This is a genomic window from Paenibacillus shirakamiensis, from assembly GCF_017874255.1.
Lineage (GTDB): Bacteria > Bacillota > Bacilli > Paenibacillales > Paenibacillaceae > Fontibacillus > Fontibacillus shirakamiensis.
Genome location: NZ_JAGGLD010000002.1, coordinates 222,277 through 240,113, shown reverse-complemented (window position 1 = coordinate 240,113; position 17,837 = coordinate 222,277). Strand labels below are relative to the sequence as shown.

6 protein-coding genes are annotated in these 17,837 nt (G+C 45.1%); all 6 read left to right on the top strand.

Going from position 1 to position 17,837, the window contains the following annotated elements; translation table 11 throughout:
* The first annotated feature begins 14 nt into the window (after nucleotides 1–14).
* The 6 genes from J2Z69_RS08040 (at nucleotide 15) to J2Z69_RS08015 (ending at nucleotide 17,836) form a co-directional block, all read left to right on the top strand.
* The gene (locus tag J2Z69_RS08040; RefSeq protein ID WP_209860935.1) at nucleotides 15–1,262 is read left to right on the top strand and encodes a macrolide family glycosyltransferase; all 1,248 of its coding nucleotides are present in this window, start codon (nucleotides 15–17) and stop codon (nucleotides 1,260–1,262) included.
* Nucleotides 1,252–4,386: a cyclic peptide export ABC transporter gene (locus J2Z69_RS08035; RefSeq protein ID WP_209860933.1), complete on the top strand. Its 3,135-nt coding sequence runs from the start codon at nucleotides 1,252–1,254 to the stop codon at nucleotides 4,384–4,386. Before J2Z69_RS08040 ends, J2Z69_RS08035 begins: the two co-directional genes overlap by 11 nt.
* A 19-nt stretch (nucleotides 4,387–4,405) precedes the next feature.
* Nucleotides 4,406–8,233 carry a non-ribosomal peptide synthetase gene (locus tag J2Z69_RS08030; RefSeq protein ID WP_209860932.1) on the top strand — a complete coding sequence of 1,276 codons (3,828 nt, stop codon included), beginning with the start codon at nucleotides 4,406–4,408 and terminating at the stop codon, nucleotides 8,231–8,233.
* Nucleotides 8,230–9,525: an ACP S-malonyltransferase gene (gene fabD / locus J2Z69_RS08025; protein ID WP_209860930.1), complete on the top strand. Its 1,296-nt coding sequence runs from the start codon at nucleotides 8,230–8,232 to the stop codon at nucleotides 9,523–9,525. The genes J2Z69_RS08030 and fabD overlap by 4 nt, the downstream gene beginning before the upstream one ends.
* 231 nt (nucleotides 9,526–9,756) lie before the next feature.
* Nucleotides 9,757–13,953 carry a type I polyketide synthase gene (locus J2Z69_RS08020; RefSeq protein WP_209860928.1) on the top strand — a complete coding sequence of 1,399 codons (4,197 nt, stop codon included), beginning with the start codon at nucleotides 9,757–9,759 and terminating at the stop codon, nucleotides 13,951–13,953.
* Nucleotides 13,946–17,836, top strand: coding sequence for a beta-ketoacyl synthase N-terminal-like domain-containing protein (locus J2Z69_RS08015; protein ID WP_209860926.1), 3,891 nt, complete (start codon nucleotides 13,946–13,948; stop codon nucleotides 17,834–17,836). The genes J2Z69_RS08020 and J2Z69_RS08015 overlap by 8 nt, the downstream gene beginning before the upstream one ends.
* The last annotated feature ends 1 nt before the right edge of the window (nucleotide 17,837 follow it).

The window sequence follows — 17,837 nt, the reverse complement described above, 5'->3', positions numbered from 1 at the left end:
AAGGAGGAAAACGGATGTCTAGAGTCATTTACTTCGGTGTAGATTTACACGGTCATGTGAATCCGAGTCTTGGCTTAATTCGGAAGCTCGTGGAGCGAGGTGAAGAAGTCTTTTATTACTGTAGTGATGCTTTTCGGGACAAGATTGAACATACTGGCGCGACGTTCCGAAGTTACCGGGGATTGCTCGGGTTTGGGACGCATCAGGGCTCGGGTGTGGATACTTTTCTCGTCTTCGCTGATTTTATTATGAATAAAAGTCAAACCATGTTAGAGGCTCTGCACGAAGAAGTGGTGGAGTTACAAGCAGACTATATTTTACATGATGCATTTTGCCTGTGGGGAAAGCAGTTTGCTGAGAAGCTTGAACTTCCTGGAGTAGCGCTAATTGCAAATTTTCCCTTCATTGATGAGATGGCGCAGGAAGATCCAGATTTCTTCATGGAGTACGTACTTAGGGCGGCAGATGATCCCCTATATAAGAAGCATAAAGGAAATCATGATATGTATCGGAAGCTGCTGGACAAGCTGTCACGTATTATAGCTACGAAGTATGGAATAGAGTCGCTTAACATCATTAACGATGTGTTTGGCAGTAAGCAGCGATTAAATATCGTACTTACCTCCAAACAGTTTCAACTCTATGCAGATGCATTCGATGATAGCTATTGGTTTGCAGGCTATACATTAAGTCCGCGATTGGAACTCGTAGATTTTCCTTATGAGAAGTTGGATGACCGTCCCCTTGTATATATTGCCTTTGGTACTATTCTGAACAATTTAGTAGATTTGGTAAAATCCTGCATCCAGGCTTTCACTAGCGAGAATGTGCAAGTTGTTCTATCTATAGGTAGTGCAATAGATGTAAAAGAATTGGGTCCTATCCCAAGCCATATTTTAGTGTTCCCCTATGTTCCACAACTAGAAGTGTTGAGCCGGGCAGATGCTTTTGTAACCCATGGCGGGGCCAATAGTATCTATGAAAGTCTATGTCATCATGTGCCTATGGTAGTCGTGCCCCAAGTATTTGATGAATTTATGGGGGCGCTCATGGTTGAGCAAGCCGGGGCGGGAATCTATCTGCGAGAGGATGAACTGCAATCCATAGATATTCGGCAAGCTGTACAGCATGTACTAACCGACCCCGAATACAGACGACACTGTGAGGTCATTCATCAATCGTTCAAAGTCACGGGCGGATTAGATGCAGCCGTAGACCAGATTCTTCGCTTTGCAGACAAGAGGGTTGTTCATGAAATATAACTCAAGGCATGTGCTTTTATTCATGGTTATCCTATTGTGCTTGCTGCCTCATACAGCTTGGGCTGCGCCGGATTCCCTATCAGCCAAAGAAAGCGAAATTGAGCAGTATATCCAGCAAAATATGAAGAAATCTGATATCCCTGGGTTGTCTGTCGTAATTGTTGAAGGGAAGCGTACCGTGTATCAGAAAAGCTTCGGCTATGCTAATGTATCGACCCAGCAGCCCGTTACACCGGATACGTTGTTCGAACTGGGTTCTACTAGCAAGGCCTTTACCGCATTAGCGATTCTCCAATTAGAAGAGGAAGGGCGAATTCACTTAGAAAATTCCGTATCCAAGTATCTGCCGTGGTTCCACATGAGCTATCAAGGTCATCCGGCAAAGATTACTTTAAGTCAATTACTCCATCATACGAGTGGTATTCCATTTCAGACGATTGGAGATATTCCGGCCACGGATAAAAACACAGCGCTTGAAGATACAATTCGGCCTCTTGTCGGACAGACCCTAGACCATTCCCCAGGTGAAAAATATCTGTATGCGACTATCAATTACGACATACTGGGTCTCATCATTCAGAAGGTATCGGGTCAAAGCTATGAATCTTATATGGCGCAACATATATTCGCTCCCTTAGGGCTTGAACATACCGTTCTTTTTCGGGAGGAGGCTGCAAAGCAGTCCTTTGCCAAAGGATATAAATTTAACTTGTTACGTCCTAAAGCTTACAATGCACCGATGTATCGGGGCAATTCGCCCGCAGGCTACATTATTACGAATGGGCTAGATGTAGCAAAATGGATACAGATACAACTTGGGGCAGATCCCAAAGTTAGCCCTGCTCTACAGGCATTAATCAAGAAATCGCATGTTCCTGATCGAACAGTAATGCCAGATATAGATGGTTCCTCTTATGCTGCGGGCTGGAGTATTTTTCAAAAGGGATCGGGTGAAATCTCACATACTGGCAGTAACCCTAACTTCTCTTCGCAGATCGTACTTCGACCCGCAGAGGGAATTGGAATTGGGATTCTAGCGAACATGAATTCACCTTATACTTCGACCTTGGCTGATGGAATTATGGATATTATTCAGGGCAAGGAACTGCCTGTTCCCACAAGTGATATCTACAAAAGCTTGGATAATATGGCATCGGCGATTCTTTTTATTACGCTTCCGATTATGCTTCTAACGCTTTGGTTCACGGGGAGCTTGGTCAAGCAAGTTGTCCGACAAGATCGTGTTTTTGTAGGCACCAGATCTTCTATGGGTCTGAGTCTTCTTGTACTTCTGATGGGGATGACGGGTTTTGCATATTGTCTATATCGCATTCCTGATGTGCTGTATTGGGGATTGAATTGGACATTTCTAAGTGTGTGGGCCCCGCAAAGCCTAGTGTACGGAATCGTATCTTTGTTCCTGACAGCGCTAATCTTCAGTGTCTATTTCATCTTAATTCAGCTCTTTCCGCAGACAGGGGACAAATCTCTATTTGTACTCATTATGCTGAGTATCGCTAGCGGATTTGGTAATGCTCTAATTATTTTTATTGTAAATGAGGCTTTGAACCGGGATATTAAAAAATTCCAGGGGGGGTTGCTCCTCTACTTCATCTTAGGGATTACGATTTATGCCTTTGGTCAGAAATTAGTTAGAACAAAATTAGTTAGAATTGCTAATCAGATGGTTTTTGAGAAACGAACAGAACTGTTAGATAAAATCTTAAAAACCTCTTATCAAAAGGTAGAGGCTTTAGAGGAAGGTTCCATTCAAGCTTCTTTGAACAATGATACCGAGACAATCAGCGAGTTCTCCAACATTGTCATAACGGGGGCAACCAGCCTCGTAACGCTGATCTGCTGTTTTGTCTACATGGGAATGATCAGCCCAATTGGGGTGGTCGTAGCGATTCTTGTGATCATACTAGCTGCAGGTGTTCATTATGTGGTAGGCCTTCAAGCTAACAAGCTATGGGAGCAGACCCGGGACATTCAGAATACATTCTTCAAATTCATTCATGATCTCACGCACGGTTTCAAGGAACTTTGGATGCATGAAGGCAAAAGTAAGGATTTCCAAGAGGATATGCAGGACAGTAGTAAGCTTTATCGCGATAAGCGCATTCAGGGTGACTTGAAATTCGCTAATGCTAATGTCATTGGAGAGTTGTTGTTCACGTTCGTAATAGGAGTAGTCGCCTTTGTATTCCCCATTCTTTTTCCAGAACTCAAAGTCGATTCCCTTCGAAGTTATGTATTCGTACTGCTGTATATGACGGGGCCGCTGCACGGTATTCTCGGAACAATTCCGAATATATTCAAAGTGCGAGTAAGTTGGAATCGGATTGAAGCATTATCGAAGCAGCTAGATATCATGCAGGACACGGGTAATCTGCATCATGAACAGGATTCACGAATACCCAAGACGGTAGAACTGGAACTGAAAGCAGTGGAATATCACTATAGCAGCAAAGATGGAGAGAGCTTCACGGTAGGGCCGATCGATTATGCCTTTCATACTGGAGAAATCACGTTTATTACAGGTGGGAATGGGAGTGGGAAATCCACATTGGCCAAACTGCTTACAGGTCTATACACACCAACGCATGGTGAAATCTGGTTAGGTGGACAGCCTATTCACTCGAATGGACTTGGGCAGAATTATTCAGCTATTTTTAGTGATTTCCATCTATTTGAGAAAATGTATGGCATACCTTATAGGGAGAAGCACGAGGAGATTTCCCGTTATCTGAAGCTCCTGCATCTGGAAGAGAAAGTGCATATAGAGAACGGTATGCTCAACACGATTAAGCTGTCTACGGGTCAAAGGAAACGGCTTGCACTTCTGATTAGTTATCTCGAGGATCGGCCGATCTATCTGTTCGACGAATGGGCGGCGGACCAAGATCCCGAATATCGCGCATTCTTTTATCACACCTTGCTGCCCGAACTTAAGATGAGGGGCAAGTGCATCATTGCTATTACTCATGACGATCGCTTCTTCAACTTGGCCGACCGGGTGATCAAGATGGATATGGGCCAGATGGTGCAGAGCGAATCTCATCTATCAACATCTACGGAACTTAATAGATTAGCTTATGACTCAATATCTTCAACCATTTAAAGGAGAAAGGAGGAAGATTATGCAACCCGCAGTTTCTGTGAAGATTGATAAAGCAAATGTTGAACATATTCTAGGATTAACATCAACTCAGGAAGGCATGTTATTCCACTACGTAAGTGATCCCGATCAATCATATTATGTGGAGCAACTTTATCTCGATATCTCGAGTGCGGTGAACCATTCTGCGTTCCGTAAGGCTTGGGGTACGGTGGCGAGAATAAATGAAATGTTGCGAGTAGTCTTTCGGTGGGACAAGCTGGAGCATCCGGTTCAAATTATTTTAAAAGAGCATCCCCTTTCTATTACGGAGCGAGATTACTCGGAATTTCCTTTGGAAGAAGCACAAATCCTTGCTGAACAAAGCAGGTTAGAGGATCGCATGCAGGGCTTTGACCTCGAAACTGCTCCACTGCGTATCCATCTCTTCAAACTTCGTGCCGATCGATATCAGATGAGTTTGACTTGGCATCATATTTTGTTTGATGGATGGAGTAATGGAATTCTGATCCAAGAATTCCTTGAGGCTTATACAGCGCATGCTTCAAGCATCGAGTTCATTTCTCAGCCTAAGACAAGCTTTAAGGAATTCTTGAGATGGAAGCAGGCTCAAGACTTAGAGCAGCAGCAGTTTTTTTGGACAGAACAATTACAGGGGGTGGAGGGAGCCACAGCACTTCCAGAAGAAGGACATCTAAATGCGGAAACAGTAGGTAATATTGACAAAGTTATTCGATCCTTTTCGCTAGAAGATACGACAAGGATGAATGATTTTGCAAAGCAATATGATATTACAATGGCATCTTTTCTATATAGCATATGGGGGCTGCTTCTGCAGAAATATAACCACACAGAAGATGTCCTATTTGGAACAACGGTATCTGGGAGAGAGCCCTCCATTCGGGGGATTGAGCAGATGGTGGGGCTCTTTATTAATACGATTCCACTACGTATTCAGTCCTCTACAGAGATGCAAGGAGCGGACTATGTTCAAAGCGTAGATCGGCATTTAAAACGTCGGGAACCCTTTGAGCATACGGGATTATCCTCAATCCTTGCCTGTACCGATGCAGTAGCGCCAAGCGAACTCATAAGCTCCATTGTAGTACTGGAGAATTATCCTTTAGATCTTACTTTACTGGACCGTGGTCCCCTGGCCATAAATCATTACCAGATGGAAGAAAGTACGCATTATGGCCTGACCCTAGGAATACAAATGTGGCGTGAAGTTGAAGTGGAGTTGGCGTATGACACGAAGCGCTTCACAAGTCAGATGATCCAGCGTATGGCTGGGCACTTTCAGCATCTAGCAATGCAAATCGTCAATGATCCGAATCGTAAGTTGCGAGATATTACCATAGTCACGGATGAGGAATCGGACCAAATCCTGCATCATTTTAATCGGAAGATCATGGCAAGCGATAAAGGATTCATCATACATTCTGTCATTGAGGAGCAGGCACGTATAGCAGCTTCCCAGACGGCTGTTGTCTACGCGGGAAGATCTTATACCTACTTGGAACTGAACCATCACGCTAATCTTTGGGCAAGGAAACTTAAAAAACTGGGCGTCACCAAGAACACCTATGTAGCTATTGTGTTGGAGCGTTCTTTTGAGTGCATTGTCGCTATGTTGGGGGTGCTCAAAGCAGGTGGAGCTTATATTCCTATTGATCATGAGTATACCTTAAGTCGTATTCAATCGATTGTACTGGATAGCGGGTGTAGTTATGTATTGACTGCGTTAGATCGTCAGCTTGATTTACATTTCCCCGGGACAGTGATTGAGGTCAGCAGTGTATCAGTAGATCTACCCTTAGAGACAGATTGGGATACGAATCTTGAACTCGCTATCCATCCCGATGATGCAGCCTATGTTATTTATACGTCAGGGTCGACTGGTATGCCGAAAGGAGTGGTAACAGAACATCAACAAGTGATGGCTTATGTGGCTGCATTTCAAGATGAATTTAAGCTCAATTCGAAGGATGTTTTTTTACAGCAATCCTCATGCTCCTTTGATCAGTTCGTGGAAGAAGTGTACCCAGCGCTATGTGTGGGGGCTAAGATTGTCATCGCAAGTAAGTTAGAAGTTATGGATGTAGGCAAGCTAATTCCCATGATTCAGACCCACGGTATCACGCGTGTCTCGTGTTCACCGCTCCTCTTAAATGAACTGAATGGACTTGAGGGACTGAGCCAGGTACAGACGTGGATTAGTGGGGGCGATGTTTTAAAACCGGAGTATATCAGTAATCTAACCCAGCATGCCCGTATCTATAACACGTATGGCCCAACGGAAGCAACGGTCTGTGCTACGTATTATGAATGTCCATCCAGTCTACCCAGTCATTCGGTGCGGGTTCCTATTGGACGACCTATTCTGAATTACCGTGTGTACATTCTAAATGAACAGAATCAGCTTATGCCTATTGGCCTTGCTGGAGAGATTTGTATTGCTGGTGCTGGGGTTGCTCGAGGTTACCTGCATCAGCCAGATCAGACCAGACATCGATTTGTCCTAGATCCACAGGAAGAAGAGACAACAGATTTACGAATGTACCGAACGGGCGATCTGGGGCGATGGCTTGAGAATGGACAAATTGAATTTCTGGGCCGCAATGATGAACAGGTCAAAATCCGGGGATACCGCATTGAGACTGGAGAAGTTGAACATCATCTGATAACACATCCCGAAGTTCAGGAGGCAGTTGTCCTTCCAGAGGTAGATGGACATGGAATGCAGATTCTGGCCGCCTATATAGTTACCGAGACGGTAGTTAGAGCGCAGCAGCTTCGGAGTTTCCTAGCCGAGCATCTTCCCTCATACATGATTCCTTCTTTATTCTATGGAGTCGGTGGCATACCGAAGACCGTGAATGGCAAGATCGATAAGAAGAGTCTGCGGGATAAGGGAAATCTGCTTCTCTTAGAACAACACTTGGAAATGTCTGAACAAATTCCGCTAACGCCAACGCAAGCGCAAGTGCGCAAGCTGTGGCAGGAGGTTTTAAAGTTTGACGATGTGGGCTTGCATGAGCCATTTTTTGAAATGGGTGGAAATTCCATTCTACTAATGCAGCTTCACGCTAAACTTGCCAAAACGTACGAATTTAGTATAGCGATTACCGATTTGTTCGCCTACCCTACCATTGCTACTCTTTCCCAGTGGTTAGATCAGCAAGGGGATGGGATAGATGAGTCAGTTCTTATCTCTTATCAAGCGCTGCCCGCTGTCTTCTTTGACCCTAAGCCCCTTCATACGGGATTAGGTACGATAAGAATCGAGTTAGAAGGTAAGTGGATGGAGCATATTCAAGCGATAGCTAGTGAACATCATATTCCTTGTACGGATGTGCTGTTATCGGTCTGGATGTATGTAATGGCAGAGATTAGCGGAATGAAGCGAGTAGTTGTTCAGTATACACAGGAGGAGGGAAATCAGGTCGTTCCGCTTGTTATGGATTTATCGGATCTTCATGATTTTGGAACGTTGTTCCGACAGCTGAATGAGCAGAGAATCGATGCGATGCAGCAGTCGTATGAGCGTAGCCGACTCCAAGCCACTCGGTTGACCAAGTCTAAGCATTCGATTCTGCCTCTATTCGGTGTAAATCTAAATTTTGTAATTGATGTGGATGTACTGGAGCATTACGACATAGTGCTACGCATAGATGGAAATCTGGGGATGAATGAAAACATGTATCAAGATTACATGGACCTCATCTGTACATTTAATGATCGACGATTAAGCAAACGGCGGATACAAGGGTTGATGGAAAGTTATGTGGATCTGCTTCAGCAAATAGCAGCAAGTTTTGTACCTTCAGGGGAGGTGGACGTGCGATGAGAAAGCTGGGACTTCTTTTTCCAGGACAAGGCTCTCAATATATCGGAATGGGCAAAGAGTTATATGATCGTTACTCTTCCATTCAGCGGTTATATGAGGAGGCTGGGGATATTCTGGACTTCGATCTCAGAAAGCTAATGTTCGAAGGTTCGTTGCAAGAATTAACACGTACCGAGAATGCCCAACCAGCCTTGCTTACTGCAAGTGTAGCAGCTTATCAAGTCTATCAGGAAGAGATTGATGTGAATCCGGCATATGCGGCTGGGCATAGTCTTGGCGAATTTTCAGCTTTGGTCTGTGCTGGAGTACTTACGTTCTCGGATGCATTGAAGCTTGTTAGGCAAAGGGGACTGTTCATGCAGGAGGCTGCGGCTGAAGGAACGGGGGCAATGTGTGCAATTATTGGAATCCATCGTGAGCGAGTGGAAGAGGAATGTAGAAGAGCGTCTCCATTTGACCCTCAAGGAATATCGGAACAAAAAGTTGTCGTCTCGAATTACAATTCGCCAGAACAGATCGTCATCTCCGGGGAGCGCGAAGCGGTTCAATGCGCTGCATCTTCGCTGGAAGAACAGGGGGCGCGCATTTCATTTCTTCAAGTTAGTGCGCCCTTCCATAGTCCTCTGATGCACCCGGCAGCTGTCCGATTCGAGAAGGAGCTTGCATCGTATACCTTTCATCCATTTCGGTGGCCTGTAATCTCTAATGTGACTGGCTTGCCTTATGACCAACCGAAGGAAGTGGCTTCGCTGTTAGCTAAGCAATTAATATCTCCTGTGAGATGGGTGCAGTCCATACAGTTCCTAGCTCAAAAGGGAATTTCCCTTGCGGTGGAGCTCGGGTCTAAGAACGTACTAACGAATCTAATGGCATCTAACACCAAGTCGATGGTCTGCCTACCCCTAGAACAATCCCAGCAGTACCTGTTGGCGCAGGAAGAGATGGCAGCAGAGATGAAAGAGCAGGAACGCAAGCGTAACGTTTTTAATGTTGTGACCCAGTGTCTTACCGCAGCAGTCAGTACTCGCAATAGGAACTGGAACGACGCCGAGTATACGCAAGGGGTGATTGAGCCTTATCGACGAATTCAGTCTATTCAAGCACAGCTCGATCTGGAGACTCGATTACCTTTAGAAGAAGAGATGAAAGAAGCGCTACACTTATTAGTTCAGATTTTTAAAACGAAGCATGTTCCTGATCTTGAGCAACGTGAGCGAATCCACAACATTCTACAACTAAGCGGTACAGCAGCTCTTTTCGCCGATGAATTGCTTGCTTTACAACTAGCTTGACTAAACAGCAACAGTACAACCATATAAGAGCAAAGTGCAATCGAAAACAGCAAAGAACAATCGAATAACAATAATAAACAATTAATAGCAATAATGAACAATCCAATAACAACAATGAACAACTGAACAACAAATAGCATAGTGGTTCTAGACTTCTACAGACTTTAGTGCATCACCAAACCTATGGAATTAGCAAAGAGATTGGGCTTACGAATCTGGGAGGTGACACGTATGGATTTTCGTTCTATTCAATTAGGCACGACTTTTATGGAGGACGAGGATGGTCCCGAGGAGGATAGGATAGAAGCTCAAGATATCGCTATTGTCGGTATAGCCTTGAAGCTTCCCTTAGCGGATACCCCAGAGACTTTTTGGCACAACCTCTGCGAAGGTATGGATAGCGTGAGAGACATTCCACCTCGCCGTAAGCAGGACACGGATCGATATTTTCAGTGGAGAGGGAGTCCACCGGAAGAGATTCAGTATGGTGAGGCTGCTTATTTGGAAGAGATTGATACGTTCGACTATTCTTTTTTCAAAATGTCTCCGAAAGAAGCTAGTCTGCTTGATCCTAACCAAAGAATTTTTTTGCAGACGGCTTGGAACGCCATAGAAGATGCAGGGTACGGGGGAGATCAGCTGAGGGGAAGCGCCATGGGTGTGTATCTTGGATTTGGGTCCGATGCGGATTATAAACGAATGATTCAGGAGATTGAACCCGAATCTGCCTCCTTGTCGATGCCTGGCAATGTCCGCCCCATTATTGCAAGCCGTATCTCCTATTTAATGAATTTGAAAGGACCGAGTCTAGTTGTAGATACGACGTGCTCCTCGTCACTTGTGGCTGTTCATCTAGCTTGTCAGGGGATTCGAAATGGGGAATGTGATACGGCTATAGCTGGAGGGATTCAGCTCCATTTGATTCCCATACGGGAGATTGAAGTGGGAATTGAGTCCTCCACCTCAAGAGCTAGAACATTTGACGATAGCTCGGATGGTACAGGCACAGGGGAAGGCGCCGTAGCTATTATGCTGAAGCCACTTACCCAAGCACAGGAAGATCGTGACCATATCTATGCTGTGATTAAATCCAGTGCGGTCAATCAAGATGGAGCCTCTATAGGCATTACCGCACCGAATGCGGATGCTCAAGAGCGGGTCATTGTTGAAGCATGGAGAAAAGCCGCCATCGATCCTGAGACCATCAGTTATATGGAAGCACATGGAACGGGTACGAAGCTTGGTGATCCTATTGAAATGGAGGGCATTCAGAATGCTTTTCGAAGATATACGGATAAAAAGCAATTCTGCGCCATAGGTGCTCTAAAAAGTAATATTGGTCATTTGGATAACAGTGCAGGAATTGCAGGATTGGTGAAAGCCGCCTTGTCTCTGAAACACAAGCAACTTGTACCCACCCTTCATTTTGAACGACCGAATCGACAGATTGAATTTGAACAATCTCCAGTATATGTGAACACACAATTCACGTCGTGGACCCATGAGTTGGGGATGAGACGGTGCGGTGTGAGCTCGTTCGGACTGAGTGGGACCAACTGTCATATCGTGATGGAGGAAGCTCCTGTTGTCACGCCAAGTAGTAGTGAGCGCAGCAGCAAGGTTACGTCTGAGATTTTAGTCGGATCAGCGAAATCCAAGTCAGCACTTCTTGCGTGGGTCACTGCTGCTCATCGATATCTTCAAGACCACCCAGAGATTAGCCTGCGAGATAGTAGTTACACCTTAAGTACGGGCCGAGGTCACTATCCTTATCGTATTGCGGTTGTAGGGAGGGATAGGGAGGAATGGATTCAAGGGTTGGAGACTTTAAAGACCAGCTTGCTTGATGTGGATACTCCCGAGTTATACGTTCAGATGCTACAGGAACAAGGGCGATCTCAGGGCAATACAACCTCCTATTCTTCTTCTGGGAGGTATGGATTAGGACTATCCGTTCAAGAGCAGAAAGAGGACATAGCAGGCAAATTCCCTTCTGTGCAGGAACTGAACTCCAAAGCCGAGACAACGGTTCAGCATTATATTCAAGGGAGAAGACAAGATACATCTTATCTTGAACACTTAGCAGATCTATACGTGCAGGGTGGGGATATTCCTTGGGAACAACTATTCAGCAAAGAAAAACGAAGACGGGTCAGCTTCCCCACCTATTCTTTTGATAAGATCCGATGTTGGTTGGATATTCCATCCAGGCCCCAGCAACATTTCTCAGAGGGAGAATGGAACGATGGAATTGGCATCCATGGAGAAGAAGGTTCGTTACAGTCAGGAAGCAGCCTCTATTATAGGCTGAATTGGAAGTCAGAGGGGCTGGAAAGGGGGAATTCCGATTCCGTTTCAGCTAAGCACTCCTATCTCTTGTTCAAAGATAAACAAGATGTTGGCATTACACTGTCTGACAAGCTAAGGAACGCAGGATGTAAAGTGATTGAAGTGAGTTATGGAGATGAGATGCGGCAGACGGGTCCATCCACTTTTTGTATTCGTGATCATTCAGTTGATTATGAATGGCTGCTTAACCAAGTACAGCAACAAGGGCAAGACCATCCTATTACTCGGGTTGTACATCTTCGTTCTGTAGCAAGTTCAGAATCATGCAAGAGGGCGACATTATCGGATGTTGAGAGCCGTTTGGACGAAGGAGTCTATAGTCTGTTCCAGCTTATTCAATCGATAGTTCTTAGTCCGATGAGTCAGTCGTCTGTAGAGGTGTTCGTAGTAACGAGCTTAGCTGAGCCAGTTGGAGAATTGCAATCTCGACCTACTCTTCACTCTCAGAATCAAAATCAAACACACGATCAAACTCAAGATCAAACTCAAGATCAAACTCAAGATCAAACTCAAAATCACTTGGAAACGGGAAATTCAGATAAGGGGCTAACCTTACAAGCTTTCGTCATGCCTGAGCATCATGCCCTGACCGCTCTTGGCAAAGTAGTGAACTGGGAATATCCTCAGATCGAGGTTCGCTGTATAGATATGGATAATACAGGGAGCGCAGAGATTTTATTTCAGGAGTTAAGCCACGGTGGATCTGAATATAAAGTAGCATACCGCTCAGGTAAAAGGTATGTAGAGCGTCTGACTACTGTAGATCTGGCTTCATGTTTGGATAATCCTATTACTTTCAGCCAAGACGGGGTATATCTCATCACGGGTGGACTCGGAGGGATCGGTCTTTACTTAGCAGAAAGTCTGGCTACTAAGGGCCCGGTGCACCTAGCCTTACTTGGCCGTAGCGAGTTCCCGGCGAGAGAGACCTGGGATGCTGTACTTCAAGCGGGTACGCCAACTAAGCAGGTTCGTCAGATTCTTAAAATAAAATCCATTGAAGCGCAAGGATCTACCGTTACTATTGTGCAAGTGAATGTAGCGGATGAACATGCTTTGCAATCAGCGGTTGCACAGATCCGTCATTCCTATGGCCGTATCCGAGGGGTTATACATGCTGCTGGGATTGGAGAAGGCAATATACTTGGCAAGCTGACAAAAGAAGAGTTCGCTAGAATTATGGCTCCTAAAGTACAGGGGACTTGGCTGCTTGATCAGGTAACGCAGCAAGATCAACCCGATTTTTATGTATTATGTTCTTCAGCTATTACGCTAATTGGGGGACTTGGTTCAGGGCCATATATTGCAGCAAATGCATATTTGGATGGATTTGCTGCCCATCGGGCAAGTCAGAGCCTACGTACATTAGTGATCAACTGGCCGGCCTGGCACAATACGGGACTTGCTGAAGGTGCGGAGATTCAAGAGCACAAGGAGATGTTCCGAGTGCTTGCACCAACTCAAGCGGTGACGGCATTTCAGCAGCTCCTGCATAAGGAGATCACACAGGTTTATGTAGGAGAACTCAATCCGCAGGCTGAGCTTTACGCATTAGGGGATAGGCTTCCTTTTAGACTGTCGGAGACGGTATTGAAGCGAATAAAATCAACTCAACATAAGGACAAGGCCATGCGTTCTGAGAAGAACTTACGCAGCACTCCAACTTCAGTAAGACTGAAGGATAAGGAGGGACTAGGTTATTCGCAAATCGAGCATAAAGTGGCGGGGGTATGGAAGCAGGTACTTGGCTATGAAGAGTTAGACGTGGCTTCCAATTTCTTCGAGATTGGTGGGGACTCCATTCTTATTACGAAAGTTCATAGCCTACTGGATCAAGTTTTCCCAGGCCAAATTTTGATGGCAGATATGTTCTCCTATCCCACGATATCCAAAATGTCGGAGTATCTCAGAACTCTGAGTGAATCCGATACAGCATCCCTTAGTCTCAAGGAAATGACCATGAATGATGAGGGATTCAAGCAAGAAATTTTAAGCTTATTCCTTCAAATGAAGCAAGGTCAGCTTACGCTTAATGAAGCCGTTCATCACTATCAATCGCTGGAGGTGGCCGATGGATAGACTCGCAGGCTTGATATTTGAAAAGGTCGCTTCCGGGCAACTCGATCAGCAAAGTGGCTTGGAAATGCTGCATGCACTCAAACAGCAAAATTCGAATGGTAATCGCTCAGAACCGGATAATCAGATTGCGATTATTGGTCTATCGCTGAATATGCCAGGAGCTACTGTTCTAGACGAATATTGGGACGTCGTAACAAGTTCAAGGGATGCGATCCGTCCATTCCCTATGACCCGTCAGGAAGATAGTCTAGCCTTCATTCGTGCCTTCACGAACGTGCCAGAAGAAGATATTCAGTTCAGTTATGGCGGTTTTTTGGATGAGGTGGACACCTTTGATTATCAATTTTTCGGTCTCTCTCCTAAGGAAGCTTCCCTCATGGACCCTAGTCAGAGGTTATTCCTTCAAGGGGCTTGGCAGGCCATCGAAGATGCAGGGTATGGCGGGAAAAGAATAGTGGGAAGCCGAACAGGTGTCTATCTAGGACATGCCGATTGGCCTGCCTACGGGCAGTACATCACCAAACATCAACCCGGGAATATCGAAATGGCTAGTGTGGGGAATACCCCTTCTCTGATCGCTAGCCGAATTTCTTATCTACTAGATTTGAAAGGACCTGCTTTTCTAGTGGATACTGCCTGTTCTTCTTCCCTTGTGGCGGTGCATCTGGCTTGTAGGGGACTAAGAAATGGAGAATGCGATATGGCCATTGCGGGTGGGGTAAAGGTGAGCTTGATGCCCGTAGATGGAGTATTTGAGATCGGAATCGAGTCTTCTACTCATCAGACAAGTACCTTCGACGATAGTTCGGATGGAACGGTATGGGGCGAAGGCACCGTGGTATTGCTGCTAAAGCCATTGGCACAAGCTCAGCGTGATGGCGATGCTATACATGCCGTGATCAAGGGAAGTGCGATGAATCAAGACGGAACATCAGCAGGAATTACAGCACCAAGTGCTGCTTCTCAAGCAGAGCTATTGATGCAAGCTTGGAAAGATGCGGATATAGATCCGCAGACGATAACCTACATGGAAGCGCATGGTACAGGGACTAAGCTTGGGGATCCGATTGAGGTGGAGGGGATGCGCAGAGCATTTCGCAACTATACGGAAAAGAAGCAGTTTTGTGGCATCGGTTCTGTCAAAAGCCATGTGGGTCATCTGGATGGTGCTTCCGGTGTAGCGGGTCTTGCCAAAGCCATTGCAGCATTACAGCATAAGCAGCTTCCGCCAACTTTACATTTTCATAAGCCGAATTCCAAAATTCCTTTCGAGGATTCACCAATTTATGTGAACAGCCAGTTGGAGCCTTGGGATACGGAAGGAGTCCCTCGCAGATGTGGGGTAAGTTCATTTGGCTTCAGCGGCACTAATTGTCACCTGATTCTGGAGGAAGCTCCATTCAGAGTGAACAGCTATGAATTTAATTATGCATCGAATGAACTGAATAAGGAAACAGAATCCAATGAACCAAGTAATAGACCCATTGAAGCGAACAATGCATCAGAAATCAATCAACCAAGCTATGAACCTAATGAATCGAACAATGTATTAGATCATAAAACCGATAAACCGAATTATGAACCAAATCTAGGACTAACTCACGAACCAAAACATGAACCAAAACATGAACCAAAACATGAACCAAAACACGAACCAAAACACGAACCAAAACACGAACCAAAACACGAACCCAACTATGATCGTGATCTTACTCCTGCGCTACAGCATCCTAAGCACTTATCCTTAGATCAACCTACAGATCCTGCTCATCTACTAGCTTTGTCAGCCAAAAGCTATGAGGCAATAATGGACCTTATTCAGCTGTACATCTCAAGCCTGGCATCTAGCAACAAGATCAGCTTGGCTGATCTATGCTTCACGGCCCATGTAGGCCGGGGACATTACAGTCATCGGTTAATTGTATCCGCGCATAACCATCAGGAATTGCTCCGGAAATTAAGATGGAGTGCAGAGCAGGGACTTCAGCATCATGCCCAAGAAGGCATCTTTTATGGGGAACATCGTATCCTTCATGCACGGCGAGAATCGCGGATTAGCGGAGCATGGTCAAGGGAAGAACTTCGAGCGTTCAGTCAAGAAGCGGATGAGCTTGTGTATAAGGTACGGGGGCAACCCCTGTCAAGCCCTCAGATGGAGCGATTATGCACGCTTTATATTCAAGGCGCTGATATTGCTTGGGAGGTCATGTACAGCTCTATGCCCCACCAAATCGTTCGAATTCCGACGTATCCTTTTCAAAAAAGCCGGTGCTGGATTGACCCGTCGGAGAATGTACAGTCCACGCGATATCAGCTAACTTCAGATGCAGCTCCTAGGCATGAAGTGCAGAAGCCAATTGTTGTGCTTAAGGGAAGAGACAATGCCATCTACTCTCAAACGGAGCAAAAGCTTGGGCAGGCTTGGGGTGTACTACTCGGGCTCTATGAAATAGATATCGAAGATGATTTCTTTGATATCGGCGGCAATTCAATTGTTGCCATCAAGCTAGAAGTTGAGTTAGAACAGGTTGATTTACAGGTCAATTCAGATGATGTATATCGGTACCGAACGATTAAGAAATTAGCCGAATTTCTTAATCGTGATGGCGATTTAGTAGTGCAAGAGCTGCTTGTTGAGCGTAACAAAGAAGTTAGATCTGATCAGCAAGCGCATCAAGCTCCCACGTCATCCGTCTGGGAGATTCCCAATATCGAGCCGTTTAATGATATTTTTTATCGGAATTGTCTCTATAATGCTATGTTTCCGATAGTTACACATTTTGGGCAGAGTATCCTACCTTTTCTACTCAATGACTGGATTAAATATGAGATCGAGGAAACGGACTTTTCGCAGCATCTATCTGAGCATTTTCCAGCGTCTTCAAGTGAATGTACAGCGTATACAGTTAACTATGAATCGTTCGATCCACTGCCGACAATTTTCGAACGGATTGGTCTGCATGTGGACACGCGTCAGGATAACTCTCAGATTATGCAGGATCTCAAACTTCACATTTCACAAGGGAAACCAGTGATTGTATGGGTAGATTGTTATGATCTTCCGATGCGCAAGGATATGTATCAGAAGGAGCATCTCGACCATACCCTTCTTGTGTATGGGTTCAATGAACAAGATCAACTGCTGTATATCATTGAACATGATCGGCGTGAAAATCTGAATTACACGAAAAGAACAGTGCCATGTGCAGATTTAATTCAAGCATGCGAAGGGTTCACCAATTACTATTTGTCCCGTGATCACCAAGACACTCACTATATATTTGATACACAGAAGTCGCGGTTATCTACAGCAATTGATCTCTCTATGAACAAGGAGCTAGAAGGTACTTCTAAGCATAGTTTGCTTCTTAGATTTGCAGATCAGATGTCTAATTATCAAGATCACATCCAAAAGAGCTTGTCCGTTCTAGAGGAGTGGGCAGCGCAGACTTATCGCATTCTACATCACGAAGATGAGCTTAAAGCGCACATTGAAGACCTCATCTCCTTCCTAAATAATGTAATTCAGACCAAGCATGTCGATCGTTATCGCTTGCTGAGATTGTTCAGCCAAGGTGATGAAATGATTGATCAGAAGTTTAATGAACTGATTGATCACAAGTCTAATGAATTGATTGATGACCAAGGTGATGAACTGATTGATCACCAAGAAGATGAACTGATTCATTATCAAGCTGAGCTAACGAAGCAGTGGGATACCGTGCGCAAAGGGATCATGAGATTCTTTTACCAGCCTATCTACCGCCCTGATGTCATGCAGAGGTTAGGGGAACTTATCCTGAACCTAGCAGAGGATGAACGAACTTATCATATCCATTTACTCTCAAGGCTTAAAGAACATAGAGAGACCCTACACGTATAAG